Here is a 22975-nt window from a genome sequence, read left to right as displayed (position 1 = left end):
CAGTGTGCAATATTATGCGGTGTGGCCGCCCAAATAAAAACGGCCTAAGCCTGCACCTATGTACAACTTTACAAAAAGGTTCTGATCGGCCTTTCTGCCAAAGCTGTACTTAAGTGCCATTTTAATGTTTGATGACCCGGCATAACTCGAATAACAAGGTGCATCATGCGCAAATTATCTCTCACCCTGCCGGCCATCGTAGCCTCACTTGCGCTGTCATCTGCGGCCACCGCCGATGACACAGACCAGCGACTGGACTACCTCAGCCAGCAATTCTCCGCTACCGAAACCCACGCTGCCTATTGGCAAAACGGCTGGTTCGGCCTGTTTGCCGGTGTGACCGCCGTGAACGGCATCGCGTACACCCAGACCGAAGGCGAGCACAACAAATACGACCGCGTGGTCGGCTTCACCACCAGCTTTCTCGGCGCGGCCGACATGCTGATGAACCCGATGAAAACCCACGAATTTTCGCGTCAGTTGTCGGCCATGCCGGACGGCTCAGCCAGCGAACGCCAGGCCAAACTGGCACAGGCGGAAGCCTGGCTGCATCAGGCCGCCGAGCGTGAACGCTATGAACGCAGTTTCCTCAACCATGCGCTCTCGGGTGTGGTGAACGGTCTGGCGGGTCTGGCTGTGGCCTACGATGACAAGCGTCCTGACGACGGCTGGGTAACCTTTCTGACCGGCATGATCACCTCCGAGATCAAGATCTACACTTCACCGACCACCATGACCGAGACTGAAGCGGCGTACAACAGCGGCAAATTCTCTGCGACAGCGGCAATGTCTGAACAGCCGCGCTGGCAGGTTGCCGCTTTTGGCCCGGTGCTGAGTGCCAGTTACCGCTTCTGAGCGGCTGAAGCACCAGCTGGCACAGGCACTGCATAGCACCCTCTGAGAGGAGAATCGCTATGCTCAGTGCCCTGACCAGTTACCTGCAACAACAACCTGTCCCGCTGACCGATACCCAGCCGCAAACGACTGCGGTATCGGACGCCCCGACCGCAGACGCCGCCAACAACAGCGATCTTCAGGGGCTGTATGCCCCATCCCAACGGGCAGTGATGGTCAGTGCCGTGGCCATGGATTTCGACGTACGTTCACTGACCAGTGACGACGCTGCCCGCCTGCAACAGAAGCTGCAGCAATACGGCCTGATCAACGGCCCTGACCTCAATGCGCTGGCGCTGATCAATACCGCCCGCGCCGATCTGAACGACGGCGACACTCTGGACGCCGTGGCCATTCTCGACGATGCCCGCAGCGGCTTTTCAGAGCGCGGTACGGCCTACAGCGAGCGGCAGCAGATCAGCCGCCTGCACACCCTGATTCACAACATTGCGTCGGCACGCGTGACGCAATAACCCCACTGCAGGCACTTTTTGCCAGTAAAAGCCTCTATAATGGCCGGTCCATCACAGGAGGTACGCATGCGAATTCTGATCGCGGTCGCCGCAACCGCAATGACCCTGCCAGCGCTGGCCATCACCAACATCGAAGAAAAACGCGCCCGTGACGAAGAGCCGGGCTGGCACAGCAAAGCGGAACTGGGCTTCGACGCCGAGTCCGGCAACAACGAAAAGCGCAACTGGAATGTCGGCCTGAACACCAGCTGGCAGAACGACGAAGACCGCTTTTTTGCCTGGGGCACCCGGGCCTACGGCTCCAGCAATGGCGCCCGCACCGACGACGACGCCTTTTTCCACGGCCGCTTCGTCCATCACCACAAAGCTGCCTGGTCACAGGAAGTGTTTGCCCAGTACGAGCGCGACCCGTTCGCGGCGCTGGTGCACCGCACGCTGCTCGGTGCCGGCATCCGCCATCAGAACCTGTTCTCTGGCGACAGCCGCTGGTTTCAGGGCGCAGGCGCATTTCATGAAGAAGTGCGTGAGCGCGACAGCGAAGGTGAGTACGACAACCAGCTGACCCGCCTGAATCTGTATTCGCACCTGCAATGGCAGGCCGGTTACGGCATGGTACAGACCACGGTTTACGTGCAGCCGTCCATCGATGACAGCGATGACGTGCGCGCGCTCTGGCAGTTTGCCTATTCCGTGCCGGTCGCCAGTCAGGCCGAGGTGAAGTGGCAATGGCAGAGCCGCTGGGACACTCAGCCACCCGAAGGCACTGAATATCACAACCACCAGACCCATCTGAAACTGGTTCTGCGCTTCTGAACGGCCTGCGCCGCTCGGAAAGACAAAAAAGGCAGCTTTCGCTGCCTTTTTTTGTGGCCGGAAAACGGCATCAATCCCCGTTCACAGGGCTTTTTCGATCCACTCGTTCAGCCAGAACAGCGCATCGTCGTCCGGGGTCACGGTTTCTGTCGCGTCGATGGTCACACGCGGCACCGGCTGCGCGGCCTGCAACTCCAGAAAGCGCTCTTCAAACAAGGCACCAGCGTTGCAGAAGGTCCTGTCGTAGGAAGAATCACCCAGACTGATCACACCGAACGGGCGTCCGTTCTGCAGGGGAAATTGCTCTTCGAGCTCAACGTAGAACTGGGCGATGTTGGCCGGCAGGTCACCGCGGCCAGTGGTGGATGTGCAGATCAGCACAGCATCCGCCTGACTGGCGTTCAGTGCCTCTACACTTGGCTGACCATCCATTACCGACTGATGGCCGGCTTCGGTCAGACGCGCGGCCAGAGCCTGTGCGACTGCACTGGCGGTGCCGGTCACACTGCCGACTGCGATATAAACGAGTGCCATATAACCTCCGTAAAACGGCAATTATACGGCAGCTGATTCCGACAGTAACCGGCTGCGCCGGGTCTGCGGCTCAGTAACCGCTGACACCTGGTAGCGGCCGCTTGTGCTCCAGCAGAGAACGCAGCGTGCGGTACTCGTTTTCCAGTTCACGCTGACTCCAGTCGTTCAGACGCAGATGCGCCTTGCTCAGCTGCAGCGCCTCGCGGTGGATGCGGTGCAGGGCCTCACGCACGCTGTCATGCGGCAACGGCTGCATCATGCTTGCTGCCTCCGCCGACGACTGGCAGGCGGGTTCTGCTATGCCCTGGGTGCTCAGCCATTCGTTCAGCAACTGCCAGAACAGCGGCAGGGGTTCGCGCTCAGCGCGCACATTCTTAAGCCCGGATGACTCCAGAGCGGCGTTAACCTTTGCCAGTATCTGCATCGGTGACGGGATGCCGGAATTCTCAGACATAGCCTTATCTCCCTCACATGCTTTACTTATTACCTAAGAGCATAGACCCGGAACGGTAAACGCACCCGCGCATGGAACAAGGCAACGACACCCCAAAACTACTGGACATCGAAACATTCCTGAACAATCTGCTGCAGCGGCTGTTTCCTGTCTGGTACGCCCAGCAGGCGGCGCGGGAAGCTCAGCTGCTGCCGCTCGGCGTGCTGAATCCGAACAGTTTCCTGTCACACCGCTGGATGAGCCTGCCGGCCATTGTGCGCGCGCTGTCGGAGTCTCTGGCCGCCCACGGCAACGACTGGCAGGCGCTGATCGAGTTGCTGGAAAAGCTGGTGACGGAAAAGGAATATCAGCGGCCATTGTCCATTTCGGCAATCGATGGCCTGGAACAGAGCAGTCATGAACAGGACTGGCCAAACCTGCTGTCATGGGCCGAGCACGCCGGTAAAGACATTCCCCATGAAAGCGCCGACGATTTCGACGCGGCCCTGCACCGCGCCTTCCCCGACAGCAACAAGCCTCACCGGGTGGTCTACCGCGAGTGGGACGGGCGCTACTACTGGCTGAACAAAGAAGAACCCACCGATCTGGCCGCCGCCCTGCTTTTTGCACACCAGAAGCAACGCAGTGCCAGCGTGAACGCGCTGATCAATGTCGAGACCGTGAATACCAAGGTTCTGGACCGGATCCGCGCCGACTACTGGCTGCTGTTGCTGCAGCGCGAAAGCGCGTATCCGGTGTTTGATCTGATCGCCCGGGCGGGCCTGCCGGCCACACTGGCCGAATTCGAATGGCGGCGTTCCGATCTGGTGTTTCTGATCGCCCGCAAGAACAACCGCAAACTCAATCAGATCATTCTGAATCTGATGAACAACCGCTCAACCCAGCAGATTCTGGAGTTCGGCCGCTATCTGAGCCGACAGAATTTCCCTTTCCGCAATCAATAGCATTGACCGGAATTCACCGGGATGGCACGATCTCACCCCGGCCTTTCACGCCAAATGCTGATCACACTGTGATCAATCGTGCTTTGCATTGCCGTGTAAGCCTGTCATCCTAACCAGAAATATAACAATAACGGTATTAACATGATCCGAGGTACATGGAGCCTGACCGAACCTTTGGTTCCGGTGAATATTCCCGCGACCATGATTCGTGTCGGCCAGGACAAAGGCATTACTGCCACCGCTTTGCTGGTTAATACCGGCATCAGCAACGAGCAACTGTCAGACCCGACCGCGCGTCTGACTTACCAGCAGATTCTGTTGCTCGCCGATAACCTGATCAAACAATACCCCGAGGAAACTCTGGGTCTGGATCTGGGCAAGGCGATCAACATCAACCAGTTCGGCATGCTGGGGTACGCCATCCTCAGTTGCGCCGACCTGCGCAGCGCCATACGACTGGGCATCAAGTATCACACCCTGGTCGATCCGGCCTTCACCTTTGAAATCAGCGAGCAGAACGACGTCACGGCGGTGCGCCTGACGTCGCACATTCCGTTCGAGCCAATGTACCGCCTGCTGTGCGATGTGTTCGTCGGGATTTTCATTACGCTGGCGCGTTTCCTCACGGGCAAAGACATCTGCGCCCGTGAAGTGCACCTGAATCACCCGGCGCCATCGTACGTGAAAGCGTATGAGGAACTGGCGCGCTGCCCGGTGCTGTTCGATCAGCCGCGTACCGAGCTGTTGATTGATACCGCGCTGCTCGACACCCCGCTGGCGATGGCAGACAGCGCCACCGCGGCAATGGCCGAAGCCCAGTGTGCGGAAATTCTGACCCGCATGGGACCAAAAGAAGGCATCGTCGCCAAAGTGCGCCGCATCCTGCTGCGCAACCCGGGCACCTTCCCGCCGGTGGATGTGGTGGCCAGCCAGCTGGCTACCTCGACCCGCACCCTGAGCCGCAGCCTACAGGATGTGGGCACCTCTTATCAGCGTATTCTGGATGAAGTGCGCAAAGAGATGGCCATCGAATATCTGCGCAACTCCAATCTGCCGATTGAAGAGCTGGCCGCGCTGGTTGGCTATTCCGACCCGTCCAACTTCCGCAAGGCCTTCCGCCGCTGGACTCAGCACGCCCCGTCTTACTACCGCGAAGAACGCAAACGCTGATACTCAGGTCTGAGTTGCCGTAACGGATTACGGCGACTTCACCAGACTGTCACCCCCCTGCAAGATTTCTGTCACACAGGCTGCGCAAAGTAGACTCAATGAATCAAGAGCTGAGTCTTATGAGCAGCCGACCGCTGACCCGTGTCACCATTGTGACGGAAACCTATGCCCCGGAAATTAACGGCGTTGCCAATACGCTGGGACATCTGGTGCAGGGGCTCAATGCGCGCGGCGTACAGGTACAGGTCATCCGTCCCAAGCAGTCGTCCGCCGACCGCGGCGATGAGCTGAACGTCACCCTGCCCGGCCTGCCGATTCCCGGTTACAGCGGTCTGCGCTTTGGCCTGCCAGTGGCAGGGCGTATCCGCAAAGCGCTGCAGAATTTCCGCCCGGATGCCATTTACGTGGCCACCGAAGGCCCAATGGGCTGGGCCGCCGTGAGCAGCGCCCGCCGTTTGGGCATCCGCGTGATCAGCGGCTTCCACACCAACTTCCACCAGTACATCGAACACTACCGTCTGGGCTGGCTGGAAAACGCCACCTACCGCTACCTGCGCTGGTTCCACAACCGCACCGCCGCCACGCTGGTGCCGACCGGCGCCCAGCGCGATGAACTGACCCGTCACGGCTTCGCCAATGTGTCGGTCCTTTCGCGCGGGGTCGACAGCCAGCTGTTTTCACCCCAGCGCCGCCGCCAGGAATTGCGCCGCCAGTGGGGCGTAAAAGACGACGATCTGGTGCTGATCTATGTCGGCCGCATTGCGCCAGAAAAGAACATGGGACTGGCGCTCAGCGCTTACCAAACCCTGCGCGCCAACGACGACCGCATCCGTCTGGTGCTGGTTGGTGACGGCCCGGCGCTGGATGGCATCCGCGAGCAACATCCGGAAGTGATCTGCTGCGGCATGCAGCGCGGCGAAGCGCTGGCCGAACACTACGCCAGCGGCGACATCTTCTTGTTTCCGAGCCTGACCGACACCTTCGGCAACGTGGTGACCGAAGCACTGGCCAGTGGTCTGGCGGTGGTCAGCTTTGATTACGCCGCCGGCCATGAGCACATCCGCCACAACGACAGCGGCATGCTGGCGCCCTTCGCCGACGCCGCAGGCTTTCTGCGCCACGTGTCGACGCTGGCCGATTGCCCGAACCAGTTGCAACTCATTCGTACCAATGCCCGCCGCCGCGCTGAATGCATCGGCTGGGACCAGATTGTCAGTGAATTCCTTCAGCGCCTGAGCGGCGCACGAACCGGGGAGATAAACCATGGAACTGAACAAAAGCCTGCCGCGAAGCGAGCTGTGGTTTAACAAAGCCGACCGCTTCGAACTGAGCCTGTGCCAGCGCCTGAACCGCATGGGGCGTTACACCAGCGTTCGTCTGTTCTTCAAAAGCATCAGCCGTCTGGGTGACGGTGTGTTCTGGTACACCCTGGCCCTGCTGCTGCCCCTGACCATGGGCATGGAAGGCATTGCCGCCGTTGGTCACATGACCATCACCGGCCTGCTGTGTGTGGCCATCTACAGCCAGCTGAAAAATCGTCTGGTGCGTCAGCGCCCGTTTATTTCGTGGGACGAAATCCGCGCCCACACCGCCCCGCTGGATCTTTACAGCTTTCCATCCGGACACACCATGAACGCCGTGAACTTCGCCATTCTGTTCAGCGTGTTCTGCCCGCCACTGTTCTGGCTGGTGATGCCGTTTGCTCTGCTGGTTGCGCTGTCGCGGGTGATTCTGGGCATGCACTACCCGACCGATGTACTGGTCGGCGCCACGCTCGGTACCATCATCAGCACAGGCTCGCTGCTGATCTGGCCGAACGGCATGTTTGCCAGCATGGTGATGTAATACAGAGCGCCGGCTGACGCGTCAGAACAGCGTCAGCTGGTTACGATCAACTTCGGGCAGGCGACCGCCGATGCCCAGCAAACGCACCGCTTTATTTTCCCGCTTTAACGCCAGCGACAGCAGGCGACGAAACCCTTCCACCGACGCCTGTTCGTGACTGTCGGCCATCGTTGTCTGCGAAAAATCGGCGAATTTTACTTTGACGAAGGGCGCCAGTGCGCCGGCCGGCCAGCCGCTGCGTTCGACCCGTTCCAGCCAGCGCTCCCACAGCGCCGGCAACTGCTCCAGACAGTGCGCCTCGCCGGCCAGATCTTCGGCAAAGGTGCACTCGACGCTCAGGGATTTACGCGGCCGGTCGACGTTCAGCAGGCGGTGATCAATACCCCGGGCGCGCTCGTACAGCACAGCGCCGGTACGGCCGAATACGCGCACCAGCTCGGTCAGAGGCCACTGGCGCACGTCGGTGCAGGTTTTCAGCTTGTACAGGGCCAGTTTCTTTTCCATCGCAGGCCCAATGCCCTGGATGCGGGTCAGCGGCAGATCGGCCACGAATTCTTCGACCTGATGCGGGCGGATCACAAACAGCCCGTCGGGTTTGTTCCAGTCGGACGCGATCTTGGCCAGAAATTTGTTCGGCGCCACACCGGCCGATACGGTAATACCGACGTCCGCCCGCACCCGCTGGCGGATTTCAGCGGCAATTGCACTGGCGTTCAGATGGGGGGCAATTTCCAGATACGCTTCATCCACCGACACCTGTTCAGTCTGCAGGGCGTATTCCTCAAGGATGGCCATCACCTGCTTCGACACCTCGCGATACAGCGCCATACGGCCCGGCATCAGCACCAGTTGCGGGCACAGTTTGCGCGCCTGGGCGGTGGCCATGGCCGAACGCACGCCGAAACGACGCGCCGGATAATTGCAGGTGGCAATCACGCCGCGGCGGTCGGACTCACCGCCGATGGCGATGGGCACCTCCACCAGCGCCGGGTTGTCGCGCATTTCGACGGCGGCAAAAAAACAGTCGCAGTCGATATGAATCACCTTACGCTGAGTACCCACCTCGTGAATGACGGGCTCCCCGCCGTTAAGCGCCGGTGTACGGAATGCAGTGCCTGTGGTCATGTGCGCGATCCCCATGCTGGCGGGTGTCATGTCGTAATTTCAGATACTGTATATTCATACAGCAAACGATTCAACAGCCATGACACAGCAAGGCATGGGTGTTAGCCTTAGCGCCGATTTTTACCGTTTCACTGCAAGGAATCGTTACGTGTCCACCTTCGATCAGGCAAAAGCCGACTTTCTCACCGCCCTCCGTTCTGATGACCACCTGTTCGCCACCACACTTGCTTTTATCAGCGAGTGGTTTGAATTCAACGCCAGTGCCTTTAACAACGGCGGCGTGATGAACAGCGCGGAACAGAATCAGGGCAGCTGCAAGGTATTCGCTCTGGCGCAGTTGCTCGACCTGAGCAAAGAAGACGCCCTGCGTTGTTTCGGCGAGCACTACCGTGACGTGCTGGCCACACCGGACGTGAACAACCATCACAATCTGCGTCGCGTGCTGCGTGATGGCCTGAGCGATATCACATTCGATCAATTTCCGCTGACCCGCAAATAACAGGACGTTTATGAGCCAACAGGTGGTGCTGAAAGCGGGTCTGGTGCCTCTGACCACGCTGAGCTTTAACAGCAGTGACGAGGACGCCATCCGCGCCGAACTGGAACAGAAACGCGCTGAAGCGCCGGCTCTGTTCCGTCATCTGCCCTGCGTCATTGATCTGACCGGCCTGGATCCCGATGCCCTGCCGCTGAGCCGTTTGCTGTCGCTGTGCCGTGACAACGGTCTGCTGGTCGTGGGCGTGCGCAACGCTTCCGACAGCGACCTGCAACAGGCCGCCAGCGAAGGTCTGGCCGATCTCGGCAAGGGCACAACCCGCACCGCTGCCCGGCAGGAAAGCCTGCAACCGGCAGACGTGCCGGCACGGCAGGTGAAAGTGCACAGCGGCAATATCCGCTCGGGTCAGCAGCTGTACACCGACGGTGATCTGATCATTCTCGGCATGGTCAGCAACGGCGCCGAAGTGCTGGCCAGTGGCGATATTCATATTTACGGTGCCCTGCGCGGGCGCGCACTGGCGGGCGTTAAAGGCGATGAAAATGCCATCGTCGCCTGCCAGCAATTTGATGCGGAACTGGTGGCCATTGCCGGTCAGTACCGCCTGTTTGAAAGCGCCCCCGAGCAGCGTAATCAGTCGGTGGTGGTGAGCCTGTCCGATGGCAACTTGAACATCACCAGCGTTTGATAAATACTGCCGTCCACATTGTTTTTTCAGGGAAATACGGCTTTGGCAAAGATCATAGTTGTCACCTCCGGCAAAGGCGGAGTCGGGAAAACGACCACCAGTGCAGCGTTTGCCGCCGCTCTGGCCATGAAGGGAAACAAGACCGTGGTGATCGACTTTGACGTGGGTCTGCGTAATCTTGATCTGGTGATGGGTTGCGAACGCCGTGTGGTGTACGACTTCGTCAACGTGGTGCAGGGCGAAAGCTCGCTCAAACAGGCACTGATCAAAGACAAGCGTCTCGACAACCTGTTTGTGCTGCCTGCTTCCCAGACCCGAGATAAAGACGCCCTGTCACGCGAAGGCGTGGAAAAAGTGCTCAATGAGCTGGGCGAAACCTTCGATTTCATCGTCTGCGATTCACCGGCTGGTATCGAACACGGCGCGCAGATGGCCCTGTATTTTGCTGAAGAAGCCATTGTTGTGACCAACCCGGAAGTCTCTTCCGTGCGTGACTCCGACCGCATCATCGGCATTTTGCAAAGCAAATCCCGTCTGGCAGAACAGGGCAAGAGCGTGAAGGAGCATCTGCTGCTGACCCGCTACAACCCGGAGCGCGTAGAGCGCGGTGAAATGCTGTCGGTTCAGGACGTGGAAGATATTCTGGCCATTCCGCTGCTGGGCGTTATTCCGGAGTCGGAAGCCGTACTGAAAGCATCCAACCAGGGCATTCCTGTGGTGCATGACAGCGCCAGCGACGCCGGTCAGGCGTACGAAGATGCCGTGGCCCGCTACCTGGGTGAAGACCGCCCGCACCGTTTCCTGGAGAAGCAGAAAAAAGGCTTCCTGAAGCGCGTATTCGGAGGCTGAGATGAGTCTGATGGATTACTTCCGCAAGGAGCAGAAAAGCACCGCATCCATTGCCAAAGAGCGTCTGCAGATTCTGGTCGCCCACGACCGTGCCCGCAGCAATGGACCGGATTACCTGCCTCAGCTGCAGCAGGAAATTCTGGCGGTGATCCGCAAGTACGTGACCATCGGCGAAGACGATGTCAGCGTGCATCTGGAACAACAGGGCACTACGTCGGTTCTTGAACTGAACGTCACTCTTCCCGATTAAACACCTGCCCGAATAAAAGCGGCCGGGTTAAACACCCGCCGCACACCACGCCTGAACCCGCAACCGGTTCAGGCGACTGGTGAACCCGCTGTGATTATCTACACTTAAATAATTAATCACTGACGGATTTTGCCCATGAGCACCATCGCCCTGCATCACATTCTGCTGAAAAGTCCGCTGCTGGCTGCCGATATTCTGCAGGAGCTGTCACTGGGTGCCGATTTCGGTGAACTGGCCGCCGAATATTCCGCCTGCCCGTCTGCCAGCCAGCAAGGCTTTGCCGGTTATCACGACACCGACGCCCTGCCGACCAGCATAGTGAAAGCCTTGTTCGAATACGAAGGCAATGATCCGTATCTCGGCCCGGTAACCTCGCCTTTGGGTTTTCATATTTTTAAAACCATCGCCCGCCCTGAACGCAAACTGCTGATGGAAGAAAGCGGTGAGTGAGCCAGACGCCTTTAAAGCAAACGAACGTCCGGCGCCACCCATAAAAAACCCCGCAACAGCGGGGTTTTTTATGGGCTGAGCAGACGGATTATTCGGAGAACTGATCGAAGTTCCAGTCGGCGGCTTTAATCGGCGAATGCGTACGGATCAGACCAATATCGTTAAAGGCATCCTGCACACGGCCATTCAGCACATCCAGACGATGCTGGAAATCTTTGCTGGCCAGAAATTCGATGTTGCCGTGACGATCCACAAACTGCGCATCGTAAAACAGGTTTTCGATATCTGGCTGCGCGGCTTTATCGCCCAGCAGAATATCGGCCGACTGCTCCAGCAGTTTCAGTTTCTGCGGGTTATCCAGATCCTTCATCAGGGTCTGCAGTTTGGCGTTGTTGTGCATCAGCACCTGCGCGAATTTCTGCACGTCATCGCGGTGCTGTTCAAAATAATCGGAACGTACGGCGTACACGTCGGCGATGATACGACGGGCAAACATGGTGGAAATGATCATACGCGCACCGGCGATGGAGTCGTTTTCACCGGTACCCACACGACGGCCGGACGTAATGCCGTAGGCGTCGGAAATAATCATAAAGGCCGCATCAATGGACGGATCTTTCAGCGCTTCCGGCGGCGAATTCGGCGACAGGGTCAGGTCGGCCATCCATTTAATGTTCACATCACTCATGGTCAGACCGGCCTGCTGCAGCAGCGTGGTCATAAAATCCACGTGCGGACCGTAGGCCTGAACCGCCAGCGTGCGTCCCTTCAGCTGGTTCACTTTCATGATGCCGTCTTTGGCCACCAGCGTGTCACCGCCGCGAGACCAGGTCAGCTGATAAATAATGACAGGACGGGTGCGCGGGTCTTTATCGAGCAGATCGAGCGCCTGATTACACATGCCCACCGTACAACGCAGATAAGGCGACGCACCGGACAGATAATCCTGCAGCTGCTGGTCAAAGTTATCCTGACGCACCAGCTCGACATCCAGACCTGCTGCCGCCATATCGCTGCCTTTCTGTGTGCGTACCGCACCACCGTTGGCCAGAATGGTCACCATATCGCCGCCCCAGGTAATGATGGGCACGCGCATGGGCGAGGTCAGTTTCACCGGACCTACCGGTGTTTTGATGCGTTCAGCCAGCGGCTGCGGATTAATAAACTCGGGTTCAGCCGCTGCTGGCTGAGCCATGAGGAAGGCGGTGAAAGCGGATAACAACAGCAATATACGCGACACGGTGATTTTCCTGATAACGGGCAAGTGAGGTCAGTGATAACCCTGCGAATCGGGCGCAGGGCTGGTCCGTCAGGCGATTATCTTAGCAAACATGGTGCCACTGGAGAAAAAGCACAAAAAAGGGGAACTGGCGCACACTTTTAATGCGCAATGGCCGAAAGTGAGGAATGCCGACGTCACCTGACGCCTCAGCATAATGCATTAAAAAGCACCGTTGCACTACTAACAGGCGAATCACTAGCAGTGCATCGGCCTGACTGGATTATCAGGCGCTGACGGCCGGGTCGCGGCAGACATAACTGACCAGCGCATCGCCGGTATCGCGGGCGTGGTACAGACGGGCGGTTACCGTGGCTTTGTGCGCCAACGCTTCAAAATTACGTTGCGGGGTTACCAGCAGAAAATGCAGCTGGTCGTCGCCGTCACAGGCGTCGGAGTCCGGCCAGTGATACACGCCCGGTTCAGCCGGAATATCATCGGCGTCGATATTCAGCTCCACCGCGTCGGTATCGAGCGCGACAATGGCCACCACAATAAAGGTGCGCGGCACGGATTTAAAATCCCGTTCGCTTTCGTACACCAGCAAATGCGGTTGTTCTTCACTGCCTGCGCGGTACAGAAAGGAAAAGCCGCTGTCGGTATCGGCGGCAACGGACGGAAATTCATTCAGCGCAGTAAAAGGTGTCGTCATCAGGCTATCGGCTCGTAGGTCCAGAAAGGGTAACGCAGGCCGGCCATGGCGCACAGCACACGCAGGAAGGCATCGCAGGCTTCAACGGCCGCGCTTTCATCCATGGTGTGGTAGCCCGTGGTCGGAATCTGCAGCGTCGTGCCATCCACCAGCCCGTTAGAGGCCGCAATAATACGGCCCATTTCGGTACTGCCCATGGATTTGGCAGGCTTGCCCTGCGCAGCATTTTCTTCGTTCTGGCGACGGATATAGTCGTCTTTAAAACTGTATTTAATGCCCATGCGTTTGCACTTGGCGGCCAGACGCTCGGTCAGTTCGCTGTTGAACTGCGCGTTGGCATCGCAATGACGCAGCACCAGCAATTGTTCGTTGGCGGCCGGCACATCCGGATACGGGCTGGTATCGACCACCACCAGCTGGTTGGTGGAACCACCAAAACGGCGGAACCATTCGAGCAGGTAGCGCCAGCTGCGGCCGGCTTCTTCCTGTGCGGTAAAAAACGCCGTGCCCTGAAAACCCAGTTCAAACAGGTACACCAGCATGGCGGCGGTGAGCACGTTATCGAGCTGACCCAAATACCGGCCATCTTCGGTACGCAGCACATCACGGAACGCCACCGGCGTGCCGGCGACCAGATGCTGCATGCCGGACAATTCAAAAATCAGGTTATTGCGGTGCGGGCAAATGTAGGCATTTTCGATTTTGCCTTTGCCGCGATACGCACCCGACCAGGGTTCGTAAGCAAATACACCAACGTCGGTGAAGCGATCCACAATCTGCTTCATCAGTTCTTCCGACACGGAATTCCCGAGCAAATCGGAACGGCCGCCGGACACAAAGGCGGCATACTGAAATTCGTTCGGGCCGGTGCACACCAGACCATGGCGGTCGATGTGGGCAGAAAACATCAGGCTCATCGGATCTGAACCCTGTGCCACCAGCACGCCTTCGTACCAGGTGACTTTCGCCCCCCGCTCCTCTAGTTCGCGCTGCAGCACGCGGAAAAACGAATGCTCGGCACCCACCACGGCAGGGCTGCGCATCAGGCTTTTAAGTATATCGAGGAACGCGTTACGGTCGCTCACAGAGCCTCCGGGACCAGATAAGAGTGCACATGAGAACACGGCATGAAAAAGAGGTGCAAGCCTTACGGCCTGCACCTCCGGGAAAAGACGATGTCTGCGGGTTCTCAGTCCTGATAATCGATATCGAAACCCAGCAGATCACGCAACCGCGCTTCTTCGAGGATACGCTCTGCGCGACGACGTTTTTTGTCGTAATCCGCAGTGCGTCCGCGTTGTTTGGTTCGTGACTGAGGGTGGTCTTCGAACTCGTCAAAGTCGTCGTAGTCTTTTGGCTGACTCATATCCACCTCCTGAAAAGCGGCGGCATATTTCCACCAGCCATGGCGGCGGTAAATCGAAAAAATTTGGTTCTATGAATCAGAATTTCTTATCGTCGGGCGTCGACGATGGCGGTTCATCCCGGTATACTCGCTTCCGCTCTTAGGGGAGTAACCTGCCGGCTGACATCTCGGTATGCAGTCAGGCGCCCGCGTCAACAAACTTGAGCCTCATGCTCATGGCGCCGGCGACCACAGCCTTGTGGTTTGGTGAGACTTAAGACAATCAACATGGTGACCGTGGCGGAGCCGTGCTGTTTGTCTTTGGTTAATAAACTCCGCCCGGACCCGATGAGATGAGTATTTCCCTGTCTGAACTGCCTTTCGTAAGCGACACCGTCGCCCACTCCGGCTTTATTACCTCAGCCCTGACCGTAGCCGTTGCCGAAATCGGCGACAAAACCCAGCTGCTGTCGTTGTTGCTGGCGGCTAAGTTCCGCAATAAAGCCGCCATTGTGCTGGGTATTCTGCTGGCCACCCTGCTCAACCACGCCGCCTCCGCCTGGCTGGGCGTCTGGCTGGGCCAGTCAATGGATCAGTGGCTGCACGGCGATACCGCCCGCTGGTTGCTGGCCGGCGGCTTCGTCGCCATGGCCCTGTGGGTGCTGGTGCCGGACAAAGACGATGACAGTGCCGATACCCATCAGGCATGGGGCGCCTTCCTGGCCACCACAGTGCTCTTCTTTCTGGCCGAAATCGGCGATAAAACTCAGGTCGCCACTGTGCTGCTCGGCGCCGAATTCGACTCCGTGCTATGGGTGACGCTGGGCACCACCGTCGGCATGATGCTGGCCAACGTGCCTGTGGTGCTGTACGGCGACCGTCTGATGCAGCGTATGCCACTGAACATGGCCCGCTACATCACCAGTGCCGTGTTCGTGGCTCTGGCCTTGTGGGTGGTGCTGAGCTGATACAGCGACAAGCGGAATCGTGACGATCAGTTTTTTTCGTTTCCGCCATTCAGGGACATCCGGTAAAAGGCCCTCCGGTTCAGATTTCCGGAGCGCGCCTTGTCCGCCCTCAGTTCAACGCCGTTCGACGGCACCCACAACGGTGGCACCTCCGACAACGGTTCCAACGACACCCTGTTTGAAAGCATCGCTCAGGGGCTGCAGACGCAAGGCTATGCCATTACGCAGGCCGCTCTGCCGCTGACCCTAACGGCGGGGCTTCTGCTGCGCGTCAGCCAGCTGCCGGAATACCAGTTCGCCGTAGCGGGTACCGGCCGCCAGCAGGAGCACCAGCTGAATGGCTTCGTGCGCCGCGACAAGATCCGCTGGCTGAACGACGAGCACCCGGCCGAGCAGGCGTGGCTCGACTTTATGGGCGATCTCCAGCGCTACATGAACCGCCGTCTGTTTCTGGGCCTGTTCTCCTACGAGTGCCACTTTGCGCATTACCAGCCCGGCGATTTCTACCGCAAACACATGGACGCCTTCCGCGGTCAGTCCAACCGGGTGCTGACCACGGTTCTGTACCTGAACCCCGACTGGGAAACTCAGGACGGCGGTGAACTGGTGATGTACCGCGACGACGATCACAACGAGGAACTGCTGCGGCTGGTGCCACGCTTCGGCACGCTGGTGACCTTCCTCAGCGAAGAGTTTCCGCACGAAGTACTGCCCGCCAGACGCGACCGCTACAGCATCGCCGGCTGGTTCCGCCTCAACGCCAGCACCAACCACAGAGCCGACCCGCCGCGCTGATCCGCCGGCCATTTTGTGACTGAAAACCTCAGGTTCTGGGCGGGCTTTCTGCACCGCTCAGTGCTCCGAACCGTCCTTGCCAGCCTACTGGTCTGACCTACACTGAAGGGAATGCCTTTTCGCTGTAGGAGCCCATCATGAGCTGGTCCAATCTGAGTCTCGCCAAAAAACTTCTGTTACCCATTCTGTTCCTCGGCGCCCTGTTGGCGGCTCTGTCAGCCATCCAGATTTCCACCATGAAAAGTGTGTCGGCCGACTACAGCAGCATCAATGAGATCTACCTGCCAGCGGTGCAGCTGGTGCTCAATGCCGACCGCGACCTGTACCAGGCCCAGATCGCCGAGCGCACCATTTCCCTCGGCATGAACAGCGACCGCTTCCGCAAGATGCACAAAGAAAACCTCGATCAGGTGCAGACCCGCATTGGCAAGGTAAGAGCGCTGGCGGTGTCCGATGATGCGCGCCGTCAGGCCGACCAGTTTCTTGCCGCCTTCAACAGCTGGCGGCCAAAGAGTGAGCGTCTGGTCGAAGGCGCAGCCTCCGGCAAGCTGTCGATCGATGAATCCTCCGCCATGAGCGAAGGCACCCTCGACAAAGAATTCGAAAGCGTACGCGACGTACTGGATGTACTGGGCGAAATGCTGGGTAAAGAAGCCGAAGCCCTGCAGGAAAATGCCCGCGCCAACCAGAGCGCCGCCCTGGGCACCATCATGACGCTGGTGATCATCGCCCTGATCATTGCTGTTACCGTCGGCGTCACCTTCCCACGTCTGATCACAGGCCCGGTGAATCAACTCAGCCAGGTTCTGGGGCAGATGGCCGATGGCCGCGGCGACCTGACCATCCGTATGCCGGATCTGGGGCAGGATGAAATCGGCCGCATGAGCCACAACTTCAACCGCTTTATTGCTGGCATGCAGCAGATGATTGAAACCATCAAGCAGGTGGCCAACGAAGTCAGCGGCTCCAGCCAGCATCTGAAATCCGGCGCCTCCGACAGCCAGCGCATCAGCGGCGATTACGCCCACATCATGGATACCGTCGCTACAGCCAACCACGAAATGGGACTGGCCATTCAGGAAGTATCGGCCAACACTCAGCAGGTGTCGGAAGAGGCCCGCATCGCCGACCAGTCGGCCAAAGCCGTGTCCAGCCAGTTCCGTCAGGCGATGACCGAAATTCAGTCGCTGGCGCAGAACGTGAACCATTCAGGCAGCGTGATCGAAGAACTGGCCGCCGAAACCACCAACATCGCGTCGGTGCTGGATGTCATTAAAGGCATCGCCGAGCAAACCAACCTGCTGGCACTCAACGCCGCCATTGAGGCAGCCCGGGCCGGTGAACAGGGTCGTGGCTTTGCCGTGGTAGCCGACGAAGTCCGCACCCTGGCGAGCAAAACCCAGCAGTCCACCGGCGACATTAACGTGATGATTGAAAAACTGCGCGCCGGCGTTGGCCGCGCGGTATCGACCATGAACGAAAGCCAGCAAAAAGCGGAAAAAACCGTGGAATACGCCAGCCAGTCGGAATCCAGTATTCACCGCATTTCCGAAACCATGGTCAGCATCAGCGACCGTATTCTGCAGGTGGCGTCGGCCATTGAGGAACAGACATCCGTGATTAACGAAATTAACGAGAATCTGGTGTCGGCCAAAGACCTCAGCGGAGAAGGCTCACGCAGCACATCCTTGATTGCCAATGCGGCGGACAACCTGAATCGTCAGGCCGGCAGCCTGAATGAGGAAGTGTCGAATTTCAGAACCTGATAGCCGCTGCGTTGCAAACAGACATAAAAAAGCCGGGAAATTCCCGGCTTTTTTATGGTTTTCGCTTCAGAAAAACGCCAGCCATGACAGGGCCGAATGCGCTTTTGCCGCACCCAGCACATACGCATAAGACAGCAGAGCCGCACTGAAAGCAGTACGGCTGGCGCGCTTAATCGCCACCGAGGCAAAGCCGATGTAACAGAATAAACCGATCACTTTGCCGGTTAACCAGGCATCGGTCAGCGGATATTGTGCAATGCGGATACACAACATAATGGCGAATATGAGCAGCAGCGTATCGAGCACATGCGGCACGATTTTCAGCACGCGGTTACGGCGCCACACCGGGTAGAAATAGAACAGAATGAAACGTCCGGCGAACAGCAGAACGGTGAGATAAGCCAGCCCCATATGGGCGTGTTTCAGGATATTGTAATCCACGCGCGCATCCGTATTCAGATAAGGAATACTGTCAGCGCGGGGACAGATACGAGGCGTATATCTGATTCAGTTCCGCTGACAGATCTTCCGGAGATAATGAAAAAGTCCGGGCGAGCATATCAAGAATAACCACGGCGTTCACCATCGAATCTTTCTCAGTCGCAACCCGCAGACGCTTGGCCAGCTGCACGTTCACACTACCCAGCGCCTCATAACGTTGCGTTAATCCGTTGCAGGAAAAATCGCCACTCAGTCCATTCTGCTCACGCCAGTACTGCCCCAGCAGATAAAAGGCAATGGCACGGATATGGGTTTCCTCAAACGTTGCCATGGGCAAATGGAAGCGCGCCAGCGGGCGTAAAAAGGCCAGATGCGGACAGGCACTGGTGGCCAGTAACAGGCCGGCCAGCGAGCCGATGGCCTGCTGGGCATCGCAGCGCATGGTCAGGGTTTTGGGTCCCATGTGCACGGTCAGCGCCACAGGTTCGTGGGATACGGTATTGGAAAATACCTCGACCAGCGGCACCAGACTCAGCGCCGCCGGACACACCGGATGCTCTGCAAGACCTAACGGGCAATGCTCACACTGCTCGCAGTCGAGACGAATCCATTCCGGAACCGGCTCGGGTACAGGCTCGCTGCGCTCCATGTTGTGCTCATCCAGCGTCACGGTCAGGGTGCGGGTTTGCTCCTGCAACAGCAGCGAAACTTCGTAGGTGATGGCCAGCATAAACAGCCCTCAGACGGGGTGTTATTACAGTCTGGCCGCACAGCGGGCAAGGCGCCAATGACCGGCGCTTGCCATTTTTACACCTCAAGCCAGAAGGTCACCGGACCATCATTCAGCAGCGACACTTTCATATCGGCACCAAAACGACCGGTGCCAACGGTGACCTGACGGGCGGCCTGCCCGGTGAAGTAGTCATACAATTCTTCCGCCAGTGCCGGTGATGCCGCGGTAGAAAACCCCGGACGCGTGCCTTTTGCCGTATCGGCTGCCAGCGTGAACTGCGACACGACCAGCAGGCTGTAACCGCAATCGAGCAGGCTGCGGTTCATGCGCCCTTCGTCATCGGGAAAAATCCGGTAATTCAGAATTTTGCCCAGTAATTTGTCGGCCTTTTCGCGCGAGTCTTCTTTCTGCACTCCCAGAAGCAACAGAATGCCCTGTTCAATCGCCCCTGTGGTTTCACCGTCCACCACAACGGACGCCTGACTTACCCGCTGAATTAATCCGATCATAACCACGCCTTAATCAATAAACGGACGCCATTGTAATAAAGCCCGGCAGTCTGCGGAAATCCGCCGTGTCTGCGCCGTGAGCGACCGGCTGCTGAATTTGCGACAACGTCGCCGTTTATCAGCCACAGGGATTCTGTTTTTGCCGGTGCCGGTGCAGAATGACACTTCTGTTAATGTTGAGCGCCGCGCGCAGGAATCCGATATGCGAATCATCACCGCTGCGTTATTCAGCCTCTGCACGCTGTGCGCTCAGGCCGGTGATGTGTACATGTCACGCGATGCCAATGGCAACGTGGTGTTTTCCGACCAGCCGTCGACCAATTCCCAGAAACACGAAGTGCGTGAACTGCCCTCTGTTCCGGCGTTTGTCGCGCCTGCCAAAGCGCCTGTGGTCAAAGCCGAAAAGCCCGCTGCGTTCACCTACACCAGCCTCAGCATCGTCAGCCCGCAAAACGGCCATCAGGTGGCCAGCGGCTATGCCGGCAGCCTGAGCGTCAATGGCGTGCTCAGCCCGGGCCTGCGCGAAAGCGACACCCTGGTGCTGCTCGACAACACCCTGAAGGTCGCCAGCGGCCGCCAGACCGCCTTTTCGCTCAGCAACCTCGAACGCGGTGAACACAGCCTGCAAATGGCCGTGATAGATGCCCAGGGCAACACCCTGATCAGCAGCAACAGCGTCACGATTTTCGTTCAGCGCCCCTCCGTTATTAAACGCAGCAACTGACCCGATTGGATAGAGGCACAGTTTTAGTGCATTGATTTCATATCAAGATGCATAATGGTGCGACATTCAGAGCCATTTAAGAGCATCATCATGTCACCAGCACCAAGAAAGTCAGGCTTTCGCGCTAAATGTGTGCACAATTTATAACTGGCTCAGTTCTTGCTGATTCGTCTCAATCAGCGCAGAAGCCCGTTCACCCGGACGATCTCTGCCCGCCTACGGAGACCAGAATGCTTGCCAGTCCCATCATCAATCAGCGCTTGCTCGAACACCTGAACACAGGCGTGCTGCTGCTGGATGCGGACCTCACCGTGCAGTACGTGAATCCGGCCGCCGAAGCTCTGCTCGAGATGAGCGGTAAACGCTGTCTGGGCGTGCCCTTCTCTGAACTGGCGATTGAATCCGAAGACGCCATCACCGCCATGGAGCAGTCCGTCATCACGGGTCACTCCTACACCAAGCGCGAAGCCATTATTCAGCTGCACAATCAGCAGCAGGTTACGCTGGATTATTCGGTAAGCCCGGTGGCTCACCCGGAAACCCGCCTGCCGACCCTGCTGATTGAACTGCAGGGCCGTGACCGCCTGATGCGCATCAGCCGTGAAGAACAGCTGATCGCCAAACAAGAAACCACCCGTTCGCTGGTGCGCGGTCTGGCTCACGAAATCAAGAATCCGCTTGGCGGTATCCGCGGCGCAGCCCAGCTGCTCGAACGCGAACTGCCGTCACCGGATCTGAAGGAATACACCAACATCATCATTGAAGAGGCCGACCGCCTGCGCGATCTGGTCGACCGTCTGCTGGGCCCGCGTCATATTCCGAAGCAGGAAGTGGTGAACATCCACGAAGTGCTGGAGCGTGTGTGTCAGCTGATTGAAGTGGAATCCGAAGGGCATATCCGCATCGACCGCGATTACGACCCGTCCATTCCGGAGCTGGAAGCCGACAAAGGTCAGCTGATTCAGGCCATGCTCAACATTTGCCGCAACGCCATGCAGGCCATGCAGGAAAGCGATCCGGCCATTGAACAACCTACGCTGCAGTTGCGTACACGCACCGTCCGTCAGTTCACCATAGGTCATCACCGTCACCGCCTGGTGGCGCAGATCGACATCACAGACAACGGCCCGGGCATTCCGCAGGAACTGCGCGATAACCTGTTTTATCCCATGGTCAGCGGACGAGCTGATGGTACCGGACTTGGATTGTCCATTTCGCAATCCATCATCAACCAGAAGAACGGCATCATCGAATTCACCAGCGAGCCGGGCAAAACCGTATTCTCTATTTACTTACCTCTGGAAGCATTATGAGCACTGTCTGGATTATTGATGACGACAAATCCATCCGCTGGGTACTGGAGAAAGCCCTGGAACAGGCCAATATCCAGACCCGCGTGTTCGAGCAGGCTGAACCTGCCCTGTCCGCGCTGAAACGCGAACAGCCGGATGCCATTATTTCCGACATCCGCATGCCGGGCATGGACGGTCTGACCCTGCTGCGTCAGGCTCACGAAGCCAACCCGGATTTACCGGTTATTATCATGACCGCGCATTCCGATCTGGAAAGCGCCGTGTCGTCCTATCAGCAGGGCGCCTTTGAATACCTGCCAAAACCGTTCGACGTCGATGAAGCCGTCAGCCTGATTCAGCGTGCCATTGCGCATTTTGCCGAATTAAGTGCCAACGAAGAAAAGACCGAAGTCGAAACCGAAGAACACGAAATCATCGGTGAAGCACCGGCCATGCAGGAAGTTTTCCGTGCCATCGGCCGTCTGTCGCAATCCAATATCACCGTATTAATTAACGGTGAGTCCGGTACCGGTAAAGAACTGGTGGCGCACGCACTGCACAAACACAGCCCGCGTTCGGCGCAGCCCTTTATTGCCCTGAACATGGCCGCCATTCCGAAAGACCTGATCGAATCCGAATTATTCGGCCACGAGAAAGGCTCTTTCACCGGCGCCGGTGGGCAGCGTCGCGGCCGCTTCGAGCAAGCCAATGGCGGTACCTTATTTCTCGATGAAATCGGTGATATGCCAGCCGACACCCAGACCCGTTTACTGCGTGTTCTGGCCGACGGCGAATTTTACCGCGTAGGTGGTACAACACCGGTAAAAGTGAACGTGCGCATCATCGCCGCCACTCACCAGAATCTGGAAGGTCTGGTAAAAGAAGGCCGCTTCCGTGAAGACTTGTTCCACCGTCTGAACGTGATCCGCATCCATCTGCCACGCCTGGCCGACCGTCGCGAAGACATTCCGAAACTGCTGTCGCACTTTTTAAAGCGCGCCGCCGAAGAACTGGAAGTCGAAGCCAAAACTCTGCGCGCCGAAACCGAGGATTATTTAAGCTCCCTCGACTGGCCGGGTAACGTACGTCAGCTGGAAAATACCTGCCGCTGGATTACCGTCATGGCCTCGGGCCGCGAGGTATTAATCAGCGACCTGCCACCGGAACTGCTCGACCAGCAAGGCAGCATTCACACCTCCGGCAACTGGGAACAGGCTCTGCGCTACTGGGCCGACCAGCAATTATCGAACGGCGTGACCAACCTGCTGGATACCGCCGTACCGGTGTTTGAACGCATCATGATTGAGACCGCCCTGAAGCACACCGCCGGCCGTCGTCGCGACGCCGCCAACCTGCTCGGCTGGGGCCGCAATACCCTGACGCGTAAAATCAAAGAACTGAACATGGATGGCCATGGTGCAGACGATGATGACGACGGTGACGATTAATCGCGAAACTCGGTTTTTCTGAGCCCATAAAAAACGGC

The 22975-nt window shown here is 58.1% G+C and carries 28 protein-coding genes and 1 riboswitch; of the genes, 18 read left to right on the top strand and 10 right to left on the bottom strand.

What is annotated here, in order from left to right; translation table 11 throughout:
* Positions 1-165: 165 nt before the first annotated feature.
* The 3 genes from ACQUQU_RS02210 to ACQUQU_RS02200 all read left to right on the top strand — a co-directional run bounded on the left by ACQUQU_RS02210 (position 166) and on the right by ACQUQU_RS02200 (position 2180).
* Positions 166-855 (top strand): hypothetical protein, encoded by a 690-nt coding sequence (locus tag ACQUQU_RS02210; protein ID WP_430461615.1) that lies wholly within the window; start codon positions 166-168, stop codon positions 853-855.
* 59 nt (positions 856-914) lie between these two features.
* Positions 915-1367, top strand: a complete 453-nt coding sequence (locus tag ACQUQU_RS02205) for a hypothetical protein (protein WP_430461614.1) — start codon at positions 915-917, stop codon at positions 1365-1367.
* A gap of 66 nt (positions 1368-1433) precedes the next feature.
* On the top strand, positions 1434-2180 hold the full coding sequence (locus ACQUQU_RS02200; protein WP_430461613.1) for a DUF481 domain-containing protein: 747 nt from the start codon (positions 1434-1436) through the stop codon (positions 2178-2180).
* An 81-nt stretch (positions 2181-2261) separates the two neighbouring features.
* Here ACQUQU_RS02200 and ACQUQU_RS02195 read toward each other — a convergent pair whose 3' ends face one another.
* Positions 2262-2714: a flavodoxin domain-containing protein gene (locus ACQUQU_RS02195; RefSeq protein ID WP_430461612.1), complete on the bottom strand. Its 453-nt coding sequence runs from the start codon at positions 2712-2714 to the stop codon at positions 2262-2264.
* Positions 2715-2784: 70 nt separating this feature from the next.
* Positions 2785-3168 carry a hypothetical protein gene (locus ACQUQU_RS02190; protein ID WP_430461611.1) on the bottom strand — a complete coding sequence of 128 codons (384 nt, stop codon included), beginning with the start codon at positions 3166-3168 and terminating at the stop codon, positions 2785-2787.
* A gap of 71 nt (positions 3169-3239) precedes the next feature.
* Between ACQUQU_RS02190 and ACQUQU_RS02185 the strand changes: the two genes are divergently transcribed.
* From ACQUQU_RS02185 to ACQUQU_RS02170, 4 genes are all read left to right on the top strand, one after another.
* The gene (locus tag ACQUQU_RS02185) at positions 3240-4112 is read left to right on the top strand and encodes a hypothetical protein (RefSeq protein ID WP_430461610.1); all 873 of its coding nucleotides are present in this window, start codon (positions 3240-3242) and stop codon (positions 4110-4112) included.
* Between the two features lie 141 nt (positions 4113-4253).
* Positions 4254-5282, top strand: coding sequence for an AraC family transcriptional regulator (locus tag ACQUQU_RS02180; RefSeq protein ID WP_430461609.1), 1029 nt, complete (start codon positions 4254-4256; stop codon positions 5280-5282).
* Between the two features lie 119 nt (positions 5283-5401).
* Positions 5402-6589 (top strand): glycosyltransferase family 4 protein, encoded by a 1188-nt coding sequence (locus ACQUQU_RS02175; protein WP_430461608.1) that lies wholly within the window; start codon positions 5402-5404, stop codon positions 6587-6589.
* Entirely contained in the window at positions 6546-7127 is a 582-nt protein-coding gene (locus tag ACQUQU_RS02170) for a phosphatase PAP2 family protein (protein ID WP_430461607.1), read from the top strand. The genes ACQUQU_RS02175 and ACQUQU_RS02170 overlap by 44 nt, the downstream gene beginning before the upstream one ends.
* Positions 7128-7148: 21 nt before the next feature.
* Here ACQUQU_RS02170 and dinB read toward each other — a convergent pair whose 3' ends face one another.
* A complete protein-coding gene (gene dinB / locus ACQUQU_RS02165) occupies positions 7149-8282 on the bottom strand; it encodes a DNA polymerase IV (protein ID WP_430461606.1) in 1134 nt (377 codons plus the stop codon).
* 118 nt (positions 8283-8400) lie between these two features.
* Here dinB and ACQUQU_RS02160 point away from each other — a divergent pair, with 118 nt between their 5' ends.
* From ACQUQU_RS02160 to ACQUQU_RS02140, 5 genes are all read left to right on the top strand, one after another.
* A complete protein-coding gene (locus tag ACQUQU_RS02160; protein ID WP_430461605.1) occupies positions 8401-8751 on the top strand; it encodes a HopJ type III effector protein in 351 nt (116 codons plus the stop codon).
* Positions 8752-8761: 10 nt separating this feature from the next.
* A complete protein-coding gene (gene minC / locus ACQUQU_RS02155; RefSeq protein WP_430461604.1) occupies positions 8762-9436 on the top strand; it encodes a septum site-determining protein MinC in 675 nt (224 codons plus the stop codon).
* Positions 9437-9478: 42 nt separating this feature from the next.
* Complete coding sequence (gene minD / locus ACQUQU_RS02150) at positions 9479-10285, top strand: septum site-determining protein MinD (protein WP_430461603.1); 807 nt, start codon at positions 9479-9481, stop codon at positions 10283-10285.
* A gap of 1 nt (position 10286) precedes the next feature.
* On the top strand, positions 10287-10535 hold the full coding sequence (minE, locus tag ACQUQU_RS02145) for a cell division topological specificity factor MinE (RefSeq protein ID WP_430461602.1): 249 nt from the start codon (positions 10287-10289) through the stop codon (positions 10533-10535).
* Positions 10536-10670: 135 nt separating this feature from the next.
* A complete protein-coding gene (locus ACQUQU_RS02140; protein WP_430461601.1) occupies positions 10671-10985 on the top strand; it encodes a peptidylprolyl isomerase in 315 nt (104 codons plus the stop codon).
* A gap of 88 nt (positions 10986-11073) precedes the next feature.
* Here the strand turns inward: ACQUQU_RS02140 and ACQUQU_RS02135 are convergent, their stop codons facing one another.
* The 4 genes from ACQUQU_RS02135 to ACQUQU_RS02120 all read right to left on the bottom strand — a co-directional run bounded on the left by ACQUQU_RS02135 (position 11074) and on the right by ACQUQU_RS02120 (position 14282).
* Positions 11074-12225, bottom strand: a complete 1152-nt coding sequence (locus tag ACQUQU_RS02135) for an ABC transporter substrate-binding protein (RefSeq protein WP_430461600.1) — start codon at positions 12223-12225, stop codon at positions 11074-11076.
* A gap of 265 nt (positions 12226-12490) precedes the next feature.
* Positions 12491-12916, bottom strand: coding sequence for a hypothetical protein (locus ACQUQU_RS02130; protein WP_430461599.1), 426 nt, complete (start codon positions 12914-12916; stop codon positions 12491-12493).
* Entirely contained in the window at positions 12916-14001 is a 1086-nt protein-coding gene (locus ACQUQU_RS02125; RefSeq protein WP_430461598.1) for a peptidase M42, read from the bottom strand. Before ACQUQU_RS02125 ends, ACQUQU_RS02130 begins: the two co-directional genes overlap by 1 nt.
* 104 nt (positions 14002-14105) lie before the next feature.
* The gene (locus ACQUQU_RS02120; protein ID WP_430461597.1) at positions 14106-14282 is read right to left on the bottom strand and encodes a PA3496 family putative envelope integrity protein; all 177 of its coding nucleotides are present in this window, start codon (positions 14280-14282) and stop codon (positions 14106-14108) included.
* Between the two features lie 130 nt (positions 14283-14412).
* Positions 14413-14527, top strand: a riboswitch (yybP-ykoY riboswitch).
* An 87-nt stretch (positions 14528-14614) separates the two neighbouring features.
* On the opposite strand from ACQUQU_RS02120, the gene ACQUQU_RS02115 reads away from it, so the two are divergent.
* From ACQUQU_RS02115 to ACQUQU_RS02105, 3 genes are all read left to right on the top strand, one after another.
* A complete protein-coding gene (locus ACQUQU_RS02115; RefSeq protein WP_430461596.1) occupies positions 14615-15229 on the top strand; it encodes a TMEM165/GDT1 family protein in 615 nt (204 codons plus the stop codon).
* A 99-nt stretch (positions 15230-15328) separates the two neighbouring features.
* Positions 15329-16024: a 2OG-Fe(II) oxygenase gene (locus ACQUQU_RS02110; RefSeq protein WP_430461595.1), complete on the top strand. Its 696-nt coding sequence runs from the start codon at positions 15329-15331 to the stop codon at positions 16022-16024.
* A gap of 137 nt (positions 16025-16161) precedes the next feature.
* A complete protein-coding gene (locus tag ACQUQU_RS02105; RefSeq protein WP_430461594.1) occupies positions 16162-17790 on the top strand; it encodes a methyl-accepting chemotaxis protein in 1629 nt (542 codons plus the stop codon).
* Between the two features lie 66 nt (positions 17791-17856).
* Here the strand turns inward: ACQUQU_RS02105 and ACQUQU_RS02100 are convergent, their stop codons facing one another.
* From ACQUQU_RS02100 to dtd, 3 genes are all read right to left on the bottom strand, one after another.
* Positions 17857-18231 carry a SirB2 family protein gene (locus tag ACQUQU_RS02100; RefSeq protein ID WP_430461593.1) on the bottom strand — a complete coding sequence of 125 codons (375 nt, stop codon included), beginning with the start codon at positions 18229-18231 and terminating at the stop codon, positions 17857-17859.
* Between the two features lie 31 nt (positions 18232-18262).
* Positions 18263-18961: a DUF6901 family protein gene (locus tag ACQUQU_RS02095; RefSeq protein ID WP_430461592.1), complete on the bottom strand. Its 699-nt coding sequence runs from the start codon at positions 18959-18961 to the stop codon at positions 18263-18265.
* A 77-nt stretch (positions 18962-19038) separates the two neighbouring features.
* Positions 19039-19473 (bottom strand): D-aminoacyl-tRNA deacylase, encoded by a 435-nt coding sequence (dtd, locus tag ACQUQU_RS02090; protein WP_430461591.1) that lies wholly within the window; start codon positions 19471-19473, stop codon positions 19039-19041.
* Positions 19474-19675: 202 nt separating this feature from the next.
* Between dtd and ACQUQU_RS02085 the strand changes: the two genes are divergently transcribed.
* From ACQUQU_RS02085 to ntrC, 3 genes are all read left to right on the top strand, one after another.
* On the top strand, positions 19676-20197 hold the full coding sequence (locus ACQUQU_RS02085) for a DUF4124 domain-containing protein (RefSeq protein ID WP_430461590.1): 522 nt from the start codon (positions 19676-19678) through the stop codon (positions 20195-20197).
* A gap of 230 nt (positions 20198-20427) precedes the next feature.
* Complete coding sequence (gene glnL / locus ACQUQU_RS02080) at positions 20428-21510, top strand: nitrogen regulation protein NR(II) (protein ID WP_430461589.1); 1083 nt, start codon at positions 20428-20430, stop codon at positions 21508-21510.
* Positions 21507-22937 carry a nitrogen regulation protein NR(I) gene (ntrC, locus tag ACQUQU_RS02075; RefSeq protein WP_430461588.1) on the top strand — a complete coding sequence of 477 codons (1431 nt, stop codon included), beginning with the start codon at positions 21507-21509 and terminating at the stop codon, positions 22935-22937. The genes glnL and ntrC overlap by 4 nt, the downstream gene beginning before the upstream one ends.
* Positions 22938-22975: the final 38 nt, after the last annotated feature.

The organism is Thalassolituus sp. LLYu03, assembly GCF_050507655.1.
In the GTDB taxonomy this organism is placed as follows: Bacteria; Pseudomonadota; Gammaproteobacteria; order Pseudomonadales; family Oceanobacteraceae; genus Venatoribacter.
Note: the sequence above shows the minus strand (reverse complement) of the source record. Positions and strands in the feature narration are given on the sequence as shown.